The 15,129-nt window shown below is 70.5% G+C and carries 15 protein-coding genes, 1 tRNA gene and 1 pseudogene; 5 read left to right on the forward strand and 12 right to left on the reverse strand.

Annotated features, from left to right (window positions below):
- Positions 1–3 precede the first annotated feature (3 nt).
- Both rlmB and CLM62_RS25680 read left to right on the forward strand, forming a co-directional pair.
- A complete protein-coding gene (gene rlmB, locus CLM62_RS25675) occupies positions 4–945 on the forward strand; it encodes a 23S rRNA (guanosine(2251)-2'-O)-methyltransferase RlmB (protein WP_095752264.1) in 942 nt (313 codons plus the stop codon).
- A 119-nt stretch (positions 946–1,064) separates the two neighbouring features.
- The gene (locus tag CLM62_RS25680; RefSeq protein WP_179382229.1) at positions 1,065–2,765 is read left to right on the forward strand and encodes a DoxX family protein; all 1,701 of its coding nucleotides are present in this window, start codon (positions 1,065–1,067) and stop codon (positions 2,763–2,765) included.
- Positions 2,766–2,880: 115 nt separating this feature from the next.
- Here the strand turns inward: CLM62_RS25680 and CLM62_RS25685 are convergent, their stop codons facing one another.
- The 3 genes from CLM62_RS25685 to CLM62_RS25695 form a co-directional block, all read right to left on the reverse strand.
- Positions 2,881–3,612 carry a nucleotidyltransferase family protein gene (locus CLM62_RS25685; protein ID WP_095752266.1) on the reverse strand — a complete coding sequence of 244 codons (732 nt, stop codon included), beginning with the start codon at positions 3,610–3,612 and terminating at the stop codon, positions 2,881–2,883.
- 119 nt (positions 3,613–3,731) lie between these two features.
- On the reverse strand, positions 3,732–4,187 hold the full coding sequence (locus CLM62_RS25690; protein ID WP_095752267.1) for a hypothetical protein: 456 nt from the start codon (positions 4,185–4,187) through the stop codon (positions 3,732–3,734).
- Between the two features lie 214 nt (positions 4,188–4,401).
- Positions 4,402–5,538 carry an ABC transporter ATP-binding protein gene (locus tag CLM62_RS25695; RefSeq protein ID WP_095752268.1) on the reverse strand — a complete coding sequence of 379 codons (1,137 nt, stop codon included), beginning with the start codon at positions 5,536–5,538 and terminating at the stop codon, positions 4,402–4,404.
- Between the two features lie 339 nt (positions 5,539–5,877).
- On the opposite strand from CLM62_RS25695, the gene CLM62_RS25700 reads away from it, so the two are divergent.
- Positions 5,878–5,950 (forward strand) — tRNA-Thr (locus CLM62_RS25700).
- 102 nt (positions 5,951–6,052) lie between these two features.
- On the opposite strand, the gene CLM62_RS25705 is transcribed toward CLM62_RS25700, so the two are convergent.
- The 7 genes from CLM62_RS25705 to CLM62_RS25730 form a co-directional block, all read right to left on the reverse strand.
- Positions 6,053–6,256: a cold-shock protein gene (locus CLM62_RS25705; RefSeq protein WP_095752269.1), complete on the reverse strand. Its 204-nt coding sequence runs from the start codon at positions 6,254–6,256 to the stop codon at positions 6,053–6,055.
- Between the two features lie 174 nt (positions 6,257–6,430).
- A complete protein-coding gene (locus tag CLM62_RS49430; protein WP_143659143.1) occupies positions 6,431–6,616 on the reverse strand; it encodes a hypothetical protein in 186 nt (61 codons plus the stop codon).
- A gap of 49 nt (positions 6,617–6,665) precedes the next feature.
- Positions 6,666–7,760 carry a DUF4037 domain-containing protein gene (locus tag CLM62_RS25710; protein WP_095752270.1) on the reverse strand — a complete coding sequence of 365 codons (1,095 nt, stop codon included), beginning with the start codon at positions 7,758–7,760 and terminating at the stop codon, positions 6,666–6,668.
- A gap of 33 nt (positions 7,761–7,793) precedes the next feature.
- Positions 7,794–8,279 carry a GNAT family N-acetyltransferase gene (locus tag CLM62_RS25715; protein WP_095752271.1) on the reverse strand — a complete coding sequence of 162 codons (486 nt, stop codon included), beginning with the start codon at positions 8,277–8,279 and terminating at the stop codon, positions 7,794–7,796.
- Between the two features lie 5 nt (positions 8,280–8,284).
- On the reverse strand, positions 8,285–9,214 hold the full coding sequence (locus CLM62_RS25720) for an aminoglycoside phosphotransferase family protein (RefSeq protein ID WP_095752272.1): 930 nt from the start codon (positions 9,212–9,214) through the stop codon (positions 8,285–8,287).
- Between the two features lie 33 nt (positions 9,215–9,247).
- Entirely contained in the window at positions 9,248–10,228 is a 981-nt protein-coding gene (locus tag CLM62_RS25725) for a zinc-binding dehydrogenase (RefSeq protein ID WP_095752273.1), read from the reverse strand.
- Between the two features lie 82 nt (positions 10,229–10,310).
- A complete protein-coding gene (locus CLM62_RS25730; RefSeq protein WP_095752274.1) occupies positions 10,311–11,471 on the reverse strand; it encodes an NAD(P)-binding protein in 1,161 nt (386 codons plus the stop codon).
- Between the two features lie 214 nt (positions 11,472–11,685).
- Between CLM62_RS25730 and CLM62_RS25735 the strand changes: the two genes are divergently transcribed.
- A complete protein-coding gene (locus CLM62_RS25735; RefSeq protein WP_257004086.1) occupies positions 11,686–12,333 on the forward strand; it encodes a pentapeptide repeat-containing protein in 648 nt (215 codons plus the stop codon).
- A gap of 67 nt (positions 12,334–12,400) precedes the next feature.
- On the opposite strand, the gene CLM62_RS25740 is transcribed toward CLM62_RS25735, so the two are convergent.
- A complete protein-coding gene (locus CLM62_RS25740) occupies positions 12,401–12,901 on the reverse strand; it encodes a hypothetical protein (protein WP_095752276.1) in 501 nt (166 codons plus the stop codon).
- Positions 12,902–12,942: 41 nt separating this feature from the next.
- Here CLM62_RS25740 and CLM62_RS25745 point away from each other — a divergent pair, with 41 nt between their 5' ends.
- Positions 12,943–14,340, forward strand: coding sequence for a M1 family metallopeptidase (locus CLM62_RS25745; protein ID WP_095752277.1), 1,398 nt, complete (start codon positions 12,943–12,945; stop codon positions 14,338–14,340).
- A gap of 100 nt (positions 14,341–14,440) precedes the next feature.
- On the opposite strand, the pseudogene CLM62_RS25750 reads toward CLM62_RS25745, so the two are convergent.
- Positions 14,441–15,013: pseudogene (locus CLM62_RS25750) on the reverse strand (aminotransferase class I/II-fold pyridoxal phosphate-dependent enzyme); the annotation flags it as partial.
- Positions 15,014–15,129: the final 116 nt, after the last annotated feature.

Raw genomic sequence — 15,129 nt, forward strand, 5'->3', positions numbered from 1 at the left:
GTCATGGCCGCTAACAACCGCCGCATGTCCGGCAAGAAGGGCGCGCAGGTCGGCAGTGGCGGCCAGCGGCGCCGAGGCCTGGAAGGCAAGGGACCGACGCCGCCCGCCGAGATGCGCAAGGGACACGCCAAGCAGCGCGCCGCACAGGCGAAGGTCAAGCGCGCGACCGTGCGCAAGGCGCCGCGCGGCCGCGGCGGCAAGTCGGCGTCCGAGTTCGTCGTCGGGCGCAACCCCGTCGTCGAGGCGCTGCGCGAGGGCGTGCCCGCCTCCACGCTGTACGTCCAGCAGTTCATCGACAACGACGAGCGGGTGCGCGAGGCGCTCCAGCTCGCGGCCGACCGCGGCGGCATCAACCTCATGGAGGCGCCGCGCCCCGAGCTCGACCGCATGACCAACGGGCTCAACCACCAGGGCCTGGTCCTCCAGGTCCCGCCCTACGAGTACGCCCACCCCGAGGACCTCGCCGACGCCGCCGCCGACGAGGGCGAGGACCCGCTCATCGTCGCCCTCGACGGCGTCACCGACCCGCGCAACCTCGGTGCCATCGTCCGCTCCGTCTCCGCCTTCGGCGGTCACGGCGTCGTCGTCCCCGAGCGGCGCGCGGCCGGCATGACCGCCGGCGCCTGGAAGACGTCCGCCGGCACCGCGGCCCGTACGCCCGTCGCCCGCGCCACCAATCTGACGCGGACCCTGGAGTCGTACAAGAAGGCGGGCATCGTGGTCGTCGGCCTCGCCGCCGACGGCGAGGCCGAACTCGGCGAGCTTCAAGCCCTGCAGGGTCCGGTCGTCATCGTCATCGGCAGCGAGGGCAAGGGCCTGTCGCGGCTCGTCGGCGAGACCTGTGACTTCCGGGTGCGGATTCCGATGCCCGGTGGTGCGGAGTCGCTCAACGCCGGTGTGGCGGCGGGGATCGTGCTCTACGAGGCGGCTCGGCGACGCGCCTGAACGACTCTTCGACCACGTCACTCACACGGGGTATTTCCGGCGTCCAGGGGCAACCTTGACGGGGTCCGGACAGATCCGCCAAGTCAAGGCAGTGTCCTAAGCGCACGTCACTCGGTTAGATGAGTGTGGACACCAGAACACCCCGCACACCCACGGGGGACCGCTCGTCGGGGTACGACGACGCTCCCGCGCTGAGCATGGTGAAGGTGCCGAGCGATCCGGCGCAGATCATCGTCAATCATGCGAGTTTCCGCGTGCAGTTCGGCGCCTCGGCGCGGCGCAGTCAATCCCCGCGGATCGCAGGGCACTTGAGCGCCACCGAGGACACCGCCCGTATCCCCGCCGTCGGCGCGGCCGGCAGACCGGCCGCGACCGCGGGCGCCCGTCGCCGCCCCGTCGTCTGGAGCGGCAAGTCCGCCCCCGACGACACCGGCGCCCACCGCCTGCTCCAGGCCGTGCGGGGCGGCAGCGTCGGCCACGGCGACGAGCAGTCCCCGTCCCCATCCGTGTCCGCCGACGCCGGAGCCACCCAGGTCATCCCACGCGTCGACGTCAACAGCGGCTATGGCGACGGCGGTTACGACGACCGCGGTTACGGCGACGGTTATGGCGACCTCGCCCAGACCATGGAAACACCCGTCATCGGCGCCCAGCGCACCCACGATCCCCAAGGCACCCGACTTCTGCCGAACATGCGGACCGTGGGCAGCGCCTACGACGAACCCGCCTACGGCACCGAGCAGTTCGACGACCACCACGAACCCGACGAGGCGGAGAGCGCGACCCGGTCCGCCGAACGCCGCGGCGACGACCCCGCGCGGCACGCCTATTACCCGGGCCGCCGCATGAACCTCGGCGTCGTCCTGCTGCCCCTGCGTGTCTTCCTCGGCGCGATCTCCATCTACGCCGGCATGGGCAAACTCTGCGACCCTGTCTACTTCGACGGCGGCAAGCGCGGCTCCATGGTCAAGTGGCTCAACACCCTGCACCCCTGGGAAGTCGCCGAGCCGCTCCGGCAGTTCGCCCTCGAACACCCCGTCGGCGCCGGGCTCGTCATCGCCTTCTTCCAGGTCATCGTGGGTGTCCTCACGGTCCTGGGCTGCTGGCAGCGCGTCGCCGCCGTCGTCGGCGCCGGCCTCTCCGCCGCCCTCCTCGTCACGGTCAGCTGGAAGAGCGTCCCCGCCTACGACACACCCGACATCATCTACCTCGCCGCCTGGTCCCCGCTGATCATCGCTGGCGCCCCCGTCTACTCCATCGACGGCCGTCTCGCCGGCGGCGCCTGGCGGCGCCTCGGACCCCGCGCCGACATCTGGGAACTGCGCCACTACGTCCTGCGCCGCGGCGCCCTCATCACCGCCGTCGTCACCGGGCTCACCCTGCTCATCGGCTCGCTGCTCGGCGGCGCCGTCCGGGACGCCGACCGCGTGGTCGTCCCCGGCCCCGGCGAGGCCCCGCGCAACGAACAGCCCGGCTCCCCGCTCCCGCAGGACCCCACCGAGCGGCAGAAGAAGACCCCGTCGGCCTCCACCTCCCCCACCCAGGGCACGACGGCCGGCCCGTCCGCCGGCACCGCCACCACCCCCGGCGCCGGCCGCGAGACCGGCACCGCGACCGGCGGCTCACCCAGCCAGACCCAGGGCACCACGGGCCAGGCCCCGCCCCAGCGGTCCTCCCCCGCCCAGCAGGCCCCCAGCACCACCTCCGGCCCGACCTCCGGCGGCAGCGCCACCGGAGGCACCTCGAGCGGCGGCTCCGGCGGCTCCGGAGGCGGCTCCTCCTCCGGCCAGGAGGGCCTGGTGGGCGGCCTGTTGGGGTAACCGAGCCGGTGGGCGGGGTATTGGGCACGCCTGCCGGCTGAACACTCCGGCCCACACGAAGGGGTCCCGCATGAACAACATGCGGGACCCCTTCGCCGTACGGGGGACTACGGCGCTAACGCCCCAGCGCCGCCAGCTCCTTCGCAGCCTCCGTCAAATCCTTCGCCGTATCGATCGCACGCCAATACGCACCTTGCGGAATCGGAAACCCAGCCAGCCGCCGCTCACGCGCAAGCCCCGGAAACGTCGTGCGCTCATGATCCCCCCGCTCAGGAAGCAGCCCCGCGAACTCCGGCGAGAACACATACACCCCAGCGTTGATCTCGAACGTCGACGGCGGCGACTCGATGAAGTCGGTGATCCGCCCGAACCCGTCCGTCCGCACCGCCCCCCACGGAATGCGCGGACGCGCGAGCGCGAGGGTCGCCACCGCATCGCGCTCGGTGTGGAAGTCCGCCATGTCGCGCAGCGAGAACCGGGTCCAGATGTCGCCGTTGGTGGCGTACCAGGCGCGGTCCGGGTGGGGAAGATGGGCGGCGGCGTACTTGAGGCCGCCGCCGCGGCCCAGCGGCTCCGTCTCGACGACCGTCGTGACGTTCACCGGCAGATCGGCGTTCTCCAGCCACTTCTGCAGAACCTCGGCGAGATGGCCACAGCTGACCACCACATCCGTCACGCCCTCCTCCGCGAGCCAGACAAGCTGATGGCCGATGATCGGAGTCCCCGTCCCGGGGATCTCGACCATCGGCTTGGGCCGGTCGTCGGTGTACGGGCGCAACCGGGAGCCCTGGCCACCGGCCAGAACCACGGCTTGAACGGGGCGGGACGCGACGTTCGGATCGGTCATGACCGAACTGTACGTCGCGTCCCGCCCGCGGCCGGGTCTGGCAACCGTTCCTTAATCAGTCGTTTCCGTCCTCCCGTTTGCGTCCTCCCCTCCGAAGTAGTGCCGGCGTAACTGCCCGTTCAGCCGTGCGCCGCCGCGACGCCCGACGCGAAGGCGGTGTCGCAGACCGGGCGGGCGTACGACTGCGCGCGCGTCGGGCCGTACACACGGACCGCGGCGCGGCCCAGGGCCCGGGCGATGGAGACGCAGTGCTTCGCCAGCGACGGACGGCCGTTCACGGCCTCCTGGAGGTGCGTGAGCGCGACGCCCGGGTTCTCCTCCTGCAGTTCCGTCAGGAGCTGGTCGCGCAGCACGTCCTGCGGGGCGCGGGCGGCGGCACGCGACGAGGCGTCCGACGACGACGCGTCCGCGGCGGTGAGCACCGGGCTGGAGGGATTCCCCGACCAGTTGACCCGGGTGACCGCGAGGGTCCCGGAGAGCACCAGGACGACGGGCAGGACGAGGGCGAGGGAGCGGCCGATCCGGCGGGCGGGGCCCCGGCCGCGTCGCGTCTGTTGGTTAGTGGAGTGCTTCACGCGTGTGAGGGTAGCGTGGGGTAATGCTTTAGCGACATTTAGTCACCGGTTCGGGGGATGAAGTGGTGCTCTCTTTTGGGTAGAGGGTTGACGCACACTGCTCGAAACGACCGGTCTGCCGGGGTATTTGTCGACAACGAGAAGGGCCCCGCAGCAGGCTGCGGGGCCCTTCTCGTCAACCTGGGCGAAATCACCCGGTTGTGGTGTTGTCCTGTCAGTCGGAGAGGCGCTCGCCCGTGGACGTCGAGAACACGTGGGTCTCGCCCGGCCGCGGCACGACGTGCAGCGTGGCGCCCTTCTCCGGGACCGCGCGGCCGCTGACGCGGACGACCAGGTCCTTCAGGTCGTCGCCGACCTTGGCGCTGCCGTAGACGTAGCCGTCGGCGCCGAGCTCCTCGACGACGTTGACGGAGACGGCGAGGCCGGCCGGGGCGTCCTCGGTGTCCTTGGTCAGGGCGGAAGCGGCGCCGCCGTTGTGCTCGACGATGTCGAAGTGCTCGGGGCGGACACCGACGGTGACGGTGGTGTCACCCTTGTCGGAGGCGGTCTTGAGGGCCTCGCGGTTGACGGGCACCACGCTGTTGCCGAACTTCACACCGCCGTCGGTGATCGGGACCTCGACCAGGTTCATGGCCGGGGAGCCGATGAAGCCGGCGACGAAGAGGTTCGCCGGGCGGTCGTACATGTTGCGCGGCGAGTCGACCTGCTGGAGCAGACCGTCCTTGAGGACGGCGACCCGGTCGCCCATCGTCATGGCCTCGACCTGGTCGTGGGTGACGTAGACGGTGGTGATGCCGAGACGGCGCTGCAGCGACGCGATCTGCGTACGCGTGGACACACGCAGCTTGGCGTCCAGGTTGGACAGCGGCTCGTCCATGAGGAACACCTGCGGCTCACGCACGATGGCGCGACCCATGGCGACACGCTGACGCTGACCACCGGAGAGGGCCTTCGGCTTGCGGTCCAGGTAGTCGGTCAGGTCGAGGATCTTCGCGGCCTCCTCGACCTTCTGCCGGATCTCCGCCTTGTTGACGCCGGCGATCTTGAGCGCGAAGCCCATGTTGTCGGCGACCGACATGTGCGGGTACAGCGCGTAGTTCTGGAACACCATGGCGATGTCCCGGTCCTTGGGCGGCAGGTGCGTGACGTCGCGGTCACCGATACGGATGGAACCGGCGTTCACGTCCTCGAGCCCCGCGAGCATGCGGAGCGAGGTGGACTTGCCGCAACCGGACGGACCGACCAGAACGAGGAACTCCCCGTCCTCGATGTCGATCTCGAGAGCGTCGACGGCGGGCTTGGTGGAACCCGGGTAGATCCGGGTCGCCTTGTCGAACGAGACAGTGGCCATGGTGATGGGCCCCCTTCTACCGGCAGGAACGTGCCGGACGATCCGTTGTAGGAAGGTGGTGAGCCGTCCCGGACAGCGTCCGGGAAGGTTGGTGTAGTCCACACGTGCGAACTGGGTCAGGACGGTACCTGGCGTTCGCCTGGCTGTCAGTACTCCGGGACATGTGAACTTCGCGGAAATTTTCGACAGGGGGCAGCGCGCCCACCGATGCCGAGGGCCTCGGTGCACGGTTGGTCACGCACAGTTTTGCGGTCGCGTGAGAGGGGAACGTCGTGGCTTGGGGAAACGGGCTCTGTGTACAGTGGTGACGCCTTCGCGCATGGCTTTGTAGTGCGCGGTGCCGCCTTAGCTCAGTTGGCAGAGCGAGTGCCTTGTAAGCTCTAGGTCGTCGGTTCGATTCCGACAGGCGGCTCGATGAACAAGGAAAACCCGCCCGCAGTGCCCGTGAGCTCGTAGTTTCGGCTACGGCCCAGGTTCTGCGGGTGGGTCATGTCCCCCCGCGCAAGCACCTGGGTCAGGCTGGAGTGACGTTTTCGGCCTGGGGTCCTTTGGGTCCCTGCGTCACGTCGAACTGGACCCTCTGGCCCTCGTTGAGTTCGCGGTATCCGCTGCTGGCGATGGCCGAGTAGTGGACGAACACGTCGGGGCCGCCGCCGTCTTGAGCGATGAAGCCGAAACCCTTCTCCGCGTTGAACCACTTCACAATGCCCGTAGCCATTTTGATCTCCTTCATGGGCACAGCGTGAGTCCGCTTTGTGCCGTTGTGCTGTGCTTGTCACGGGTTTCCCAGGGGCATGGGAGGCAAACGCGGCCATCCGGGGTCGTTTGAAGTGGCGCGCGGCGCGTGGCTACCGTGCCGACTCAACGGGAAACGCAACGTGAGCCGGCACGCTCAGTAACCCTTGATTGCGCGCCACACAGGTCCCAGGTATCCGGTGAGTTCCGAATCCCCTCGCCGCGCCAGCTCGACAAGGTCATGAGGGTGGAGATCGCCTTCCCCGGTGGTCATGATCTTCTGGACCTCGTCGGCCATCGGCAGCATTTCCGGCGAGAGCGACACAGTTTCTGGCTTCTCCACTTCCTGAGTGCAGGCTGCCTGCGTCAGGAACCCTCTGACCTGGGCTTCGTCATCTCTCGGCCACCATGCTCTCGGCCACCGTCCGAGCCACCTCCGCCCGCCCCAGCACCTCCGTACTGTCGACGAACTGGTCCACCGCACCGACCCTCGGCAGCGCCCGGATCGCCGGATCGGAGATCCGGGCGAGAAGCGCCTCGGTGAATCGTTCCGCCCGCAGCACCCGGAAGGGTCTGCTGTGGTACGGACGGGTGGTCGGGTCGAGCCGGTCCGTCAGGCCGAGCTCGTTGTGCAGGCCGGCGATCGTCTCGTAGGCCGTGGCGAGGTGCTGCTCCCGGGTGTGCCAGTCCGTGGCGGCGAGGGCTGCGGTGAGGGTCGGGGTGAGGCGGGCCCCTGCCGACGTACGGGCGAAGGCACTGCCCAGCCATTTGCCGTACGGCGGGTAGCGGCGGTCCATGAGGAGGCACAGGCGCATCAGGTCGCGGACCAGGCGGGCGGTGACGACCGCGGAGCCGAGTTCGTCGCCGACCTCGCCACAGCGGCCGACGAAGGCCTCTTCCTGGGAGATGCGCTGCCATTGGCAGGCCAGGACGTGGAGCCAGAGGTCGTGCGGGTACCAGCGCAGGGCGGTGCGTGCGGGGGTGAGGACGTGGAGGCCGTCGTGGAAGACGGCGCCGCCGGTGACCTCGGCGAGGAGTTGGGTGGGTGTCGCCAGCCAGTCGGCCGTCGCGATAGGGGACGTGGGGTCGAAGCCGAGGGTCGTGGTGAACCAGGAGGAGGCGTGGGCGACCTGGACGCGGTGATGGACGGGGCCGTCGGTGGGGCTCATGACGCGGATGTCGTTCGCCTCGCCGGTGGGGGTGAAGTGGGTGGGGTAGCCGTGGAAGGTCTTCGGTAGGTGTGCGGCGAGGAGGTGGCTGATGCGTCCCGCGTGCTGGGAGACGTCTGTGGAGTGGAGGAAGAGCTGGAGGCGCGGGCCCCATTCGTGGTCCGCGGAGCGGGCGGTGTCGAAGCCGAGGACTTCGGAGCCGCTGCCGATGCGGGCGGCGGAGTGGGGGATGCCGGGGGCGGCCTCCTCCAGCAGGGGGCGTACGGCCTCGGTGTAGAAGCGGCGGGAGAGTTCGAGGCCGGGGATGAAGGTCGGCATGTTCGTGACGCTCCTGCGGGCAGCCGTGTCCGTTCAGCGATTGATCATGCGTGATGCCGTCATGAGCGCTTCGTCCGTGAGCCGGTACACCGTCCACTCGTCCTGAGGACGGGCGCCGATGGACTCGTAGAAGGCGATCGTCGGGGCGTTCCAGTTCAGGACGGACCACTCCAGGCGGGCGTAGCCGCGGTCGACGCAGATGCGGGCCAGTTCGGACAGGAGGGCCTTGCCGTGGCCGCCGCCGCGGGCGGTGGGGCGGACGTAGAGGTCCTCGAGGTGGATGCCGTGGACGCCGCGCCAGGTGGAGAAGTTGAGGAACCAGATCGCGTAGCCGACGACGTCGCCGGTCGTGTCGTCGGTGGCGAGGTGGGCGTAGGCGGCCGGGTGTTCGCCGAAGAGGGCCTCATCGAGCTGCTCCTCGGTCGCCTTCACCTCCTCCAACGCCTTCTCGTACTCGGCGAGTTCGCGGATGAGGGTGTGGAGGGCGGGGACGTCGGCGGGGGTCGCGGGGCGGATCATGGTGGTCAGCTCCGGTGGGTGCGCAGGCGGCGGGCGATGTCCAGTTGTCGGGGTTCCAGCGGGCGGTCGTCCTCGATGTCCCACAGGGAGTTCTGGAGGAGTCGGCCCAGTGTCCAGGCGTGGGCGCGGGCGCGGTCCAGGCCGAGGACGTCCGTCATGGCGTCGAAGCGCCAGGTGATCTCGTCGGCGTCGAAGCGGTTGTCGAGGGCGGGCCACAGCTCGAAGCCCGGGTCGCCGGCCAGTGGTTTGGGGTCGATGGCGAGCCAGGGTGCGCGGTCGGAGGCGAGGACGTTCTCGTCGTGGAGGTCCCAGTGCAGGAGGCGGTCGCCGGGTTCGGTGACGACTTCGCGTACGGCGGCCGCGCAGTCGGCGACGAGACGGCGGGACTCGAGGTCCGGGATGCGTTCCAGTGCCCAGGGGGTCTGGTCGAGCATCGCCTGTGCGATGTCGCCGAGTTGGCGCATGCCGGGCGGTGCGGGGGTCGAGGTGAGGTGGGCCAGTAGGCCGGCGATCACCAGGACCGCTTCGCGGGTGTCGGGCAGGTAGGAGAGCATGCGGGTCGGGTCGAGGCGTTCGAGGAGCATGGTGCCGGTGGCCTCGTCGTGGTCGAGGAGGCGTACCGCGCCGTCGCCGTCCCAGATGCGCAGGGCGATCGGTTCGCCGACGCTTTCCTCGTCCAGGAGTTGCAGTTTGAGGACGGCGGGGGTGCGGTCCGCGCGGATGACGGGCAGGACCAGGGCGGAGACGCCGTGCATGGGGCGTCCGTCTCCGTCGGTCGTCAGGTCCCAGCGGTCCAGGAACTCGGCCGCCAGCTCCGGGAGTCGGGCGATGATGGCCCGCCCCGCCTCGCCGTTGTACTTGGTCTGTGCCGCCGCCAGTTCCTCCGGAATGTCGATCACGTGGCGGACCCTACCGGCGGGCGCGCGTGACCTCATGTGATTAATCGGGGCAGCGCTGGTGGTGGCCGGTCATGGCTCCAGGACCACCTTCCCCGTAGTCCCGCGCGTCTCCAGGGCCCGGTGGGCGGCGGCCGCGTCGGCGAGCGGGAAGCGCTGTACGGCGGGGGTGAGGCGGCCCGCGGCGGCTTCGGTGAGGGCGCGTAGTTCCAGGGTGCGTACGGGGTTGGGGCCTCCCGCCTTCCGCATCATCACGGGGCCGAGGACCTGCTCGGAGACGCCGTCGACGAGGTAGGGCTTGCCGTCGTGCAGGCCCTCGCCGGACCAGCCGAAGACGATGTGCTTGCCGCCGGGGCCGAGCAGGGCGGTGGTCTGGCGGGCGACCTCGCCGCCGACGCCGTCGAAGACGACGGTGGCGGTACGGCCGCCCAGGTAGGCGCGGATTTTGTCCGGCCAGGACGGGTCCTTGTAGTCGACGGCGAGGTCGGCGCCGCCCGCCTGCACCTGGGCGACCTTGTCCGGCCCGCCCGCGAGGCCGACGACCGTGGCGCCGGCGTTCTTGGCGTACTGCACGAGGAGGGTGCCGATGCCTCCGGCGGCGGCCGGGATCACGGCCACGGAGCCTGAGCCGAGCTCGGTGAACTGCAGGATCCCCATCGTCGTACGGCCCGTGCCGATCATGGCGACGGCCTGGGCGGCGTCAAGGTTCGCCGGGATCTCGTGGACGCGTTCGACGTCGGTGACGGCGAGTTCGGCGTAGCCCCCGGGAGCGAAGCCGAGGTGGGCGACCACGTGCTTGCCGAGCCAGAGGTCGGCGACGCCCTCGCCGAGGGACTCGACCGTGCCCGCGACCTCGCGGCCGGGGATGGTGGGCAGGGTCGGCGGCTCGGGCAGAGGGCCCTGCATGCCTTCGCGCAGGGCGGTGTCCAGGAGGTGGACGCCGGCGGCCGCTACGGCGATACGGACCTGGCCGGGGCCCGGTACCGGGTCTTCGACCTGCTCGTGGGTGAGGTTCTCGGCCGGGCCGAAGGCGTGCAGGCGGATGGCGTGCATGTGGTGTCCCCCATGGGATCCCGGTTCTGGGTTCTGGGTTCTGGGATCTGGGATCTGGGATCTGGGAACCCACTCTTCAACCTCAAGCATGCTTGAGGTCAAGGGTGTGCCGGCCGAGCGCCAGTGACACCGCGGTGAGGGCGCTGTTGAAGGAGACCTCTGACAGGACGCCGGGGGCGGCGACCTGGTCGCCCGCGAGGTAGACGCCGTCGCCGCGGTCGATGGCGGGCCGGTCGCGCCAGCTGGTGCCGGGCAGGTCGACGGCGCCCGTACGGCCGTTTGCGACGGTCTCGCGCCGCCAGGTGACGCGTGCGCGCCAGCCGTCGAAGGCGAGGTCGAGGAGTTGCTCGGCGCGGGTGATGCCGTCGGCCTTCGTCTCGTGCGGGGCGATGGGGATCTGTCCCTGGATGAGCTGCTCGCCGGCGGGGGCGAGGGTCCGGTCCTGGGCCGTGAAGCGCTCGATCCATCCGGGGGAGTCGAGGTCGGAGACGGCGAAGGCGTCCCCGCGCCGGGTCCGCACGGCGAGATCGATGAGAGCCGCACGACCGCTCGTCCAGGTCAGCGAGTCGTCGCGGAGGAGGCGGCGGGCGGCGTCGAGGGAGGTGGCGACGACGACGGGCGTGTCCGTCGGCACGGTGTCGACGCGGGACAGGGTCTCCATGCGGACGCCGAGATTCCATGCCCGCGCGGCCATCCGGTCGATGACACTGCCCCAGCCGCCGCGCGGGTAGTGGGCCTCGGGCGGCAGCTTGGTGGCGCGGCGCAGGCGTTCCTGGACGAAGGCGGCGGACAGGGCGCCGGGGTCGTGGTGGAACAGGGCGACGGCGGAGTAGTGGGCGGCGGCGCGGGCGCCCTCCTCGCCCGCCTGCTCGGTCGCCCAGGTCAGGAAGTCGACGTCGACGGGGGCTTGGCGGGCGCCGGGGCGCAGCAGCTTCAGCATGGCGAAGGGCGGGGTGCGGCGCAGGACGCCGTTGTGGCGCAACCGCAGCCGGGCGGCTTCCAGGGGCGGGATGGGCGCGAGCGGCCCGATGAGATCACGTTGCTTGAGCCAGGACCAGTGCGGGCCGCCGTTGTAGAGGGCGTGCGGTCCTTCGTTCGTCTTGTACGGCCCCTCGGCGGTCCGGGCACGGCCGCCGAGGGTGTGATGGGCTTCGTGCACGGTGACCTTGGCGCCCGCCTCGGCGGCGGTGATGGCCGCGGTCAGTCCGGCGAAGCCGCCGCCGATGACGGTGATGCGGTGCATGGCTGGGGGTCTCCCTCGGGTTGGGGTCGTCTTTCAGTGAGTACGACTGATTGAGGGGGCCGGAATGTGACATGGGGGCTGTTTCCGCAGGTGGGGAGGGGTTGTCAGTGGTGGGGTGGAGCATGGGGGCATGGTGAGGCGAGGAGCGGGCGGGATCGGCGGTACCAGAGGTACCAGTGGTACTGCTGGTACCAGTGGGACTGGTGGTACGGCGGTGAAGGCGGCGCGGCGGCCGGAGGTGCGGTTGCCGCCGCTGGAGCCGTACAGGGGCGGTCCGTTGGAGCCGGACGGGGACTATGACGGGGTGGAGTTCCGGGAGGCGGACTTCGTCGGGCAGGACGGCAGAGGCGCTCGCTTCATGGACTGTGCGCTGACGGGCTGCGCGCTGGACGAGACCCGGCTCCACCACGCCCGTGTCCTCGACTCGGTCCTCACGGGTCTACGGGGCGTCGGCACCGACCTCGCCGAGTCGACGTTCCGTGACGTCGAGGTGAAGGACGCCCGCCTGGGCGGGGTGCAGATGCACGGGTCCGTACTGGAGCGCGTCCTGATTCGCGGCGGCAAGATCGACTACCTGAACCTGCGTACGGCCCGCCTCAAGGATGTCGTCTTCGAGGGGTGCGTGCTGGTGGAGCCGGACTTCGGGGGCGCCCGGCTGGAGCGGGTGGAGTTCGTGGACTGCGACCTGAAGGGGGCGGATCTGAGCGGGGTGACGCTCGTGGATGTGGACCTGCGGGGGGCTGCCTCGCTGGAGATCGCACGGGGAGTGGACCGGCTGAGGGGCGCGGTGATCAGCTCGTCCCAGCTGTTGGATCTGGCACCGGTGTTGGCGGCGGAGATGGGGATCCGGGTGGAGGGGTGAGGAGTGAGCGGTGAGGTGTGAGAGGTGAGGGGGGCATGGTGGTGGGGGCGGCTCACGCCCCGCGCACTCACCGCACCCGCGGAAAACGCGCCTGCAGGGTCCAGATCGCCGGGTTCTCGCCCAGGTCGTCGTGGAGGTCGACCAGGTCGGCGATCAGGTCGTGCAGGAAGTCCCGGGCCTCTCTGCGTAGTTCCGCGTGGGAGAAGGTGAGCGGAGGTTCCTCGGCCGGCATCCAGTCGGACTCGATGTCCACCCAGCCGAAGCGGCGCTCGAAGAGGAGACGGTCGGTGGACTCGGTGAAGTCCAGTTCCGCGCGTTGGGGGCGGGAGGCGCGGGAGCCGGCCGGGTCCTGGTCGAGGCGTTCCACGATGTCGCACAGCGCCCAAGCGAAGTCGAGCACCGGCACCCATCCCCAGGCTGTGGACAACTCCCGGTCCGCTTCGGTGTCGGCGAGGTAGACGTCGCCGCAGAACAGATCATGGCGGAGGGTGTGGACGTCCGCGTGGCGGTAGTCCGTCTGCGGGGGGTCCGGGAAGCGGTTGGAGAGGGCGTAGCCGATGTCGAGCACGTAGGTGATGGTGTCACGCGCGTCCTCATAGGATTGCTGACGTGTCCCGATCCGCCCCCGTTGCCCCGACCTGCGCTTCCGTCCTGCTCGCCCTGGCCCTGACCGCGTGCACCGGCGGCGCCCAGGGCACCCCGGGCGCCTCCGGCCTGCGCGACCCGTACTTTCCCAAGGCGGGCAACGGCGGATACGACGTCACCCACTACGACCTGGACCTCGGCTACGCCCCGGACACCCACCGCCTCACCGGCACCGCCACGGTCACCGCCCGCGCCACCCAGGACCTCTCCGCCTTCGACCTCGACCTCCAGGGCCTGGACGTCGGCAAGGTCACCGTGGACGGTGAGGCCGCCCGCTGGAACCGAGCCGGGCGGGAGCTGACCGTCCGCCCGGACGGGGACCTCAAGGAGGGTGAGACGTTCCGAGTGACGGTCCACTACTCCGGTATCCCGGAGACGATCACCTACCCGGACGGCTCGGAGGAGGGCTGGGTGCGCACCGCCGACGGGGCGCTCGCGCTCGGTGAGCCGACGGGGTCCATGGCCTGGTTCCCCGGCAATCACCATCCCTCCGACAAGGCGTCGTACGACATCGCGGTGACCGTGCCGGAGGGCCTGGAGGCCGTCTCCAACGGGGAGTTGACGGGCGAGAGGACCAGCGGGGAACGCACGACCTTCACCTGGCACACCGGCGAGCCCATGGCGAGTTACGTCGCCACGCTCGCCATCGGCGACTACGACATCCGCCGCTCCACCACGCCGGACGGCCTGCCCGTGTACGTCGCCGTCGACCCCACCCGCGCCGACGCGAGCCGCGAAGTACTGGCAGGGATCCCCGAGATCCAGGCGTGGGCCGAGGACGCCTTCGGCCCTTACCCCTTCTCCTCCACCGGAGCGATCGTCGACCGCGACAGCGACGCCGGCTACGCACTGGAGACCCAGAACCGCCCCTTCTTCCCGGGCGTACCCGACACCGCGCTCCTCGTCCACGAACTCGCCCACCAGTGGTACGGCAACTCCGTCACGCCGAAGACCTGGCGGGACATGTGGCTCAACGAGGGCTTCGCGACGTACGCGGAGTGGCTGTGGGCGGAGGACCACGGCGGTGACAGCGCCGAGGAGACCTTCGACGCGCTCTACGACCACGGCGAGGACACCTACGAGGACCTGTGGAGCTTCCCGCCCGCCGAGCCGCCCGGCGCCGACCACATCTCCGACAGCCCCGTCTACCAGCGCGGCGCGATGGTCCTGCACAAGATCCGGCAGACCGTCGGTGATGACACCTTCTACGCCATCCTCCAGGGCTGGGCAGCAGCCCACCGTCACGGCAACGCGGACACCGCCGACTTCACGGCGTACGTGGAGGAGACGGCGCCGGGTGAGGACTTCGGCGGGGTCTGGGAGGAGTGGCTGTACGGGGAGGGGAAGCCGGGGCGCCCGTGACGGACGGGCCGGCAGTCACCGCCGTAGGACGTCGGTCGCCCCGGCAGTCACTGCCGTAGGACGTCGGTCGACGTTGCCGCCACGCCCGGCCAGGGAGCGGTCAAGGGCCGCGGTCATCGGGGTCCTCGGGTGGATCGGGTGGATCGGGCAGGGCCAGGCACAGCGCGTCCAAGGCCGCCGCGAAGGCGTGTTCCGGCGGGGTGCCGTAGCCGATGACCAGGCCGTCGCGCGGGGGCATCCTGCTGTCCGGGTGGCGGTAGGGGCGCAGCCCGTCGAGGGCCAGTCCCTGCCGCCGAGCCGCGCGCAGGGCCGCGTCCTCGGTGTTCTCCGGCAGTTCGAGGACGGCGTGCAGGCCTGCCGCGATGCCGCTGACGCTGATATGCGGGGCGCGCTCGGCGAGCGTACTCACCAACAGGTCGCGGCGGCGCCGGTAGCGCTGCCGCATCCGGCGCAGATGCCGGTCGTAGGAGCCGCCGGCGATGAAGTCGGCGAGGGTGAGCTGGTCGCTGACGCCCGACCACATCTCCCGGGGCCCCTTGGCGGCGAGCACGTCGTCGACGAGCCATCCCGGCAGCACCATCCACCCCAGCCGTAGCGCCGGTGACAGACTCTTGCTGGTCGAGCCGATATGGACGACCCGCTCGGGATCGAGGCCCTGCACCGCGCCGACCGGTGTAGGTCCAACACCCTGGGACCTTCCGGTTAGCGGGCCGTTTCCGCTGGTCAGAAGGGGGACCGGCCATGGCAGTCAGCGCAGGAAGGCGTTCCACTCGCTCACACGTGTCCGAG

The sequence above is a fragment of the Streptomyces sp. SA15 genome (assembly GCF_002291145.1).
In the GTDB taxonomy this organism is placed as follows: Bacteria; Actinomycetota; Actinomycetes; order Streptomycetales; family Streptomycetaceae; genus Streptomyces.

Bases quoted from the DNA above. Each gene is read 5' to 3' on its own strand.
- rlmB (WP_095752264.1), top strand. From the start codon at position 4: ATGGCCGCTAACAACCGCCGCATGTCCGGCAAGAAGGGCGCGCAGGTC.
- CLM62_RS25680 (WP_179382229.1), top strand. From the start codon at position 1,065: ATGAGTGTGGACACCAGAACACCCCGCACACCCACGGGGGACCGCTCG.
- CLM62_RS25685 (WP_095752266.1), bottom strand. From the start codon at position 3,612: ATGACCGATCCGAACGTCGCGTCCCGCCCCGTTCAAGCCGTGGTTCTG.
- CLM62_RS25695 (WP_095752268.1), bottom strand. From the start codon at position 5,538: ATGGCCACTGTCTCGTTCGACAAGGCGACCCGGATCTACCCGGGTTCC.
- CLM62_RS25705 (WP_095752269.1), bottom strand. From the start codon at position 6,256: ATGGCTACGGGCATTGTGAAGTGGTTCAACGCGGAGAAGGGTTTCGGC.
- CLM62_RS25710 (WP_095752270.1), bottom strand. From the start codon at position 7,760: ATGCCGACCTTCATCCCCGGCCTCGAACTCTCCCGCCGCTTCTACACC.
- CLM62_RS25715 (WP_095752271.1), bottom strand. From the start codon at position 8,279: ATGATCCGCCCCGCGACCCCCGCCGACGTCCCCGCCCTCCACACCCTC.
- CLM62_RS25720 (WP_095752272.1), bottom strand. From the start codon at position 9,214: ATGAGGTCACGCGCGCCCGCCGGTAGGGTCCGCCACGTGATCGACATT.
- CLM62_RS25725 (WP_095752273.1), bottom strand. From the start codon at position 10,228: ATGCACGCCATCCGCCTGCACGCCTTCGGCCCGGCCGAGAACCTCACC.
- CLM62_RS25730 (WP_095752274.1), bottom strand. From the start codon at position 11,471: ATGCACCGCATCACCGTCATCGGCGGCGGCTTCGCCGGACTGACCGCG.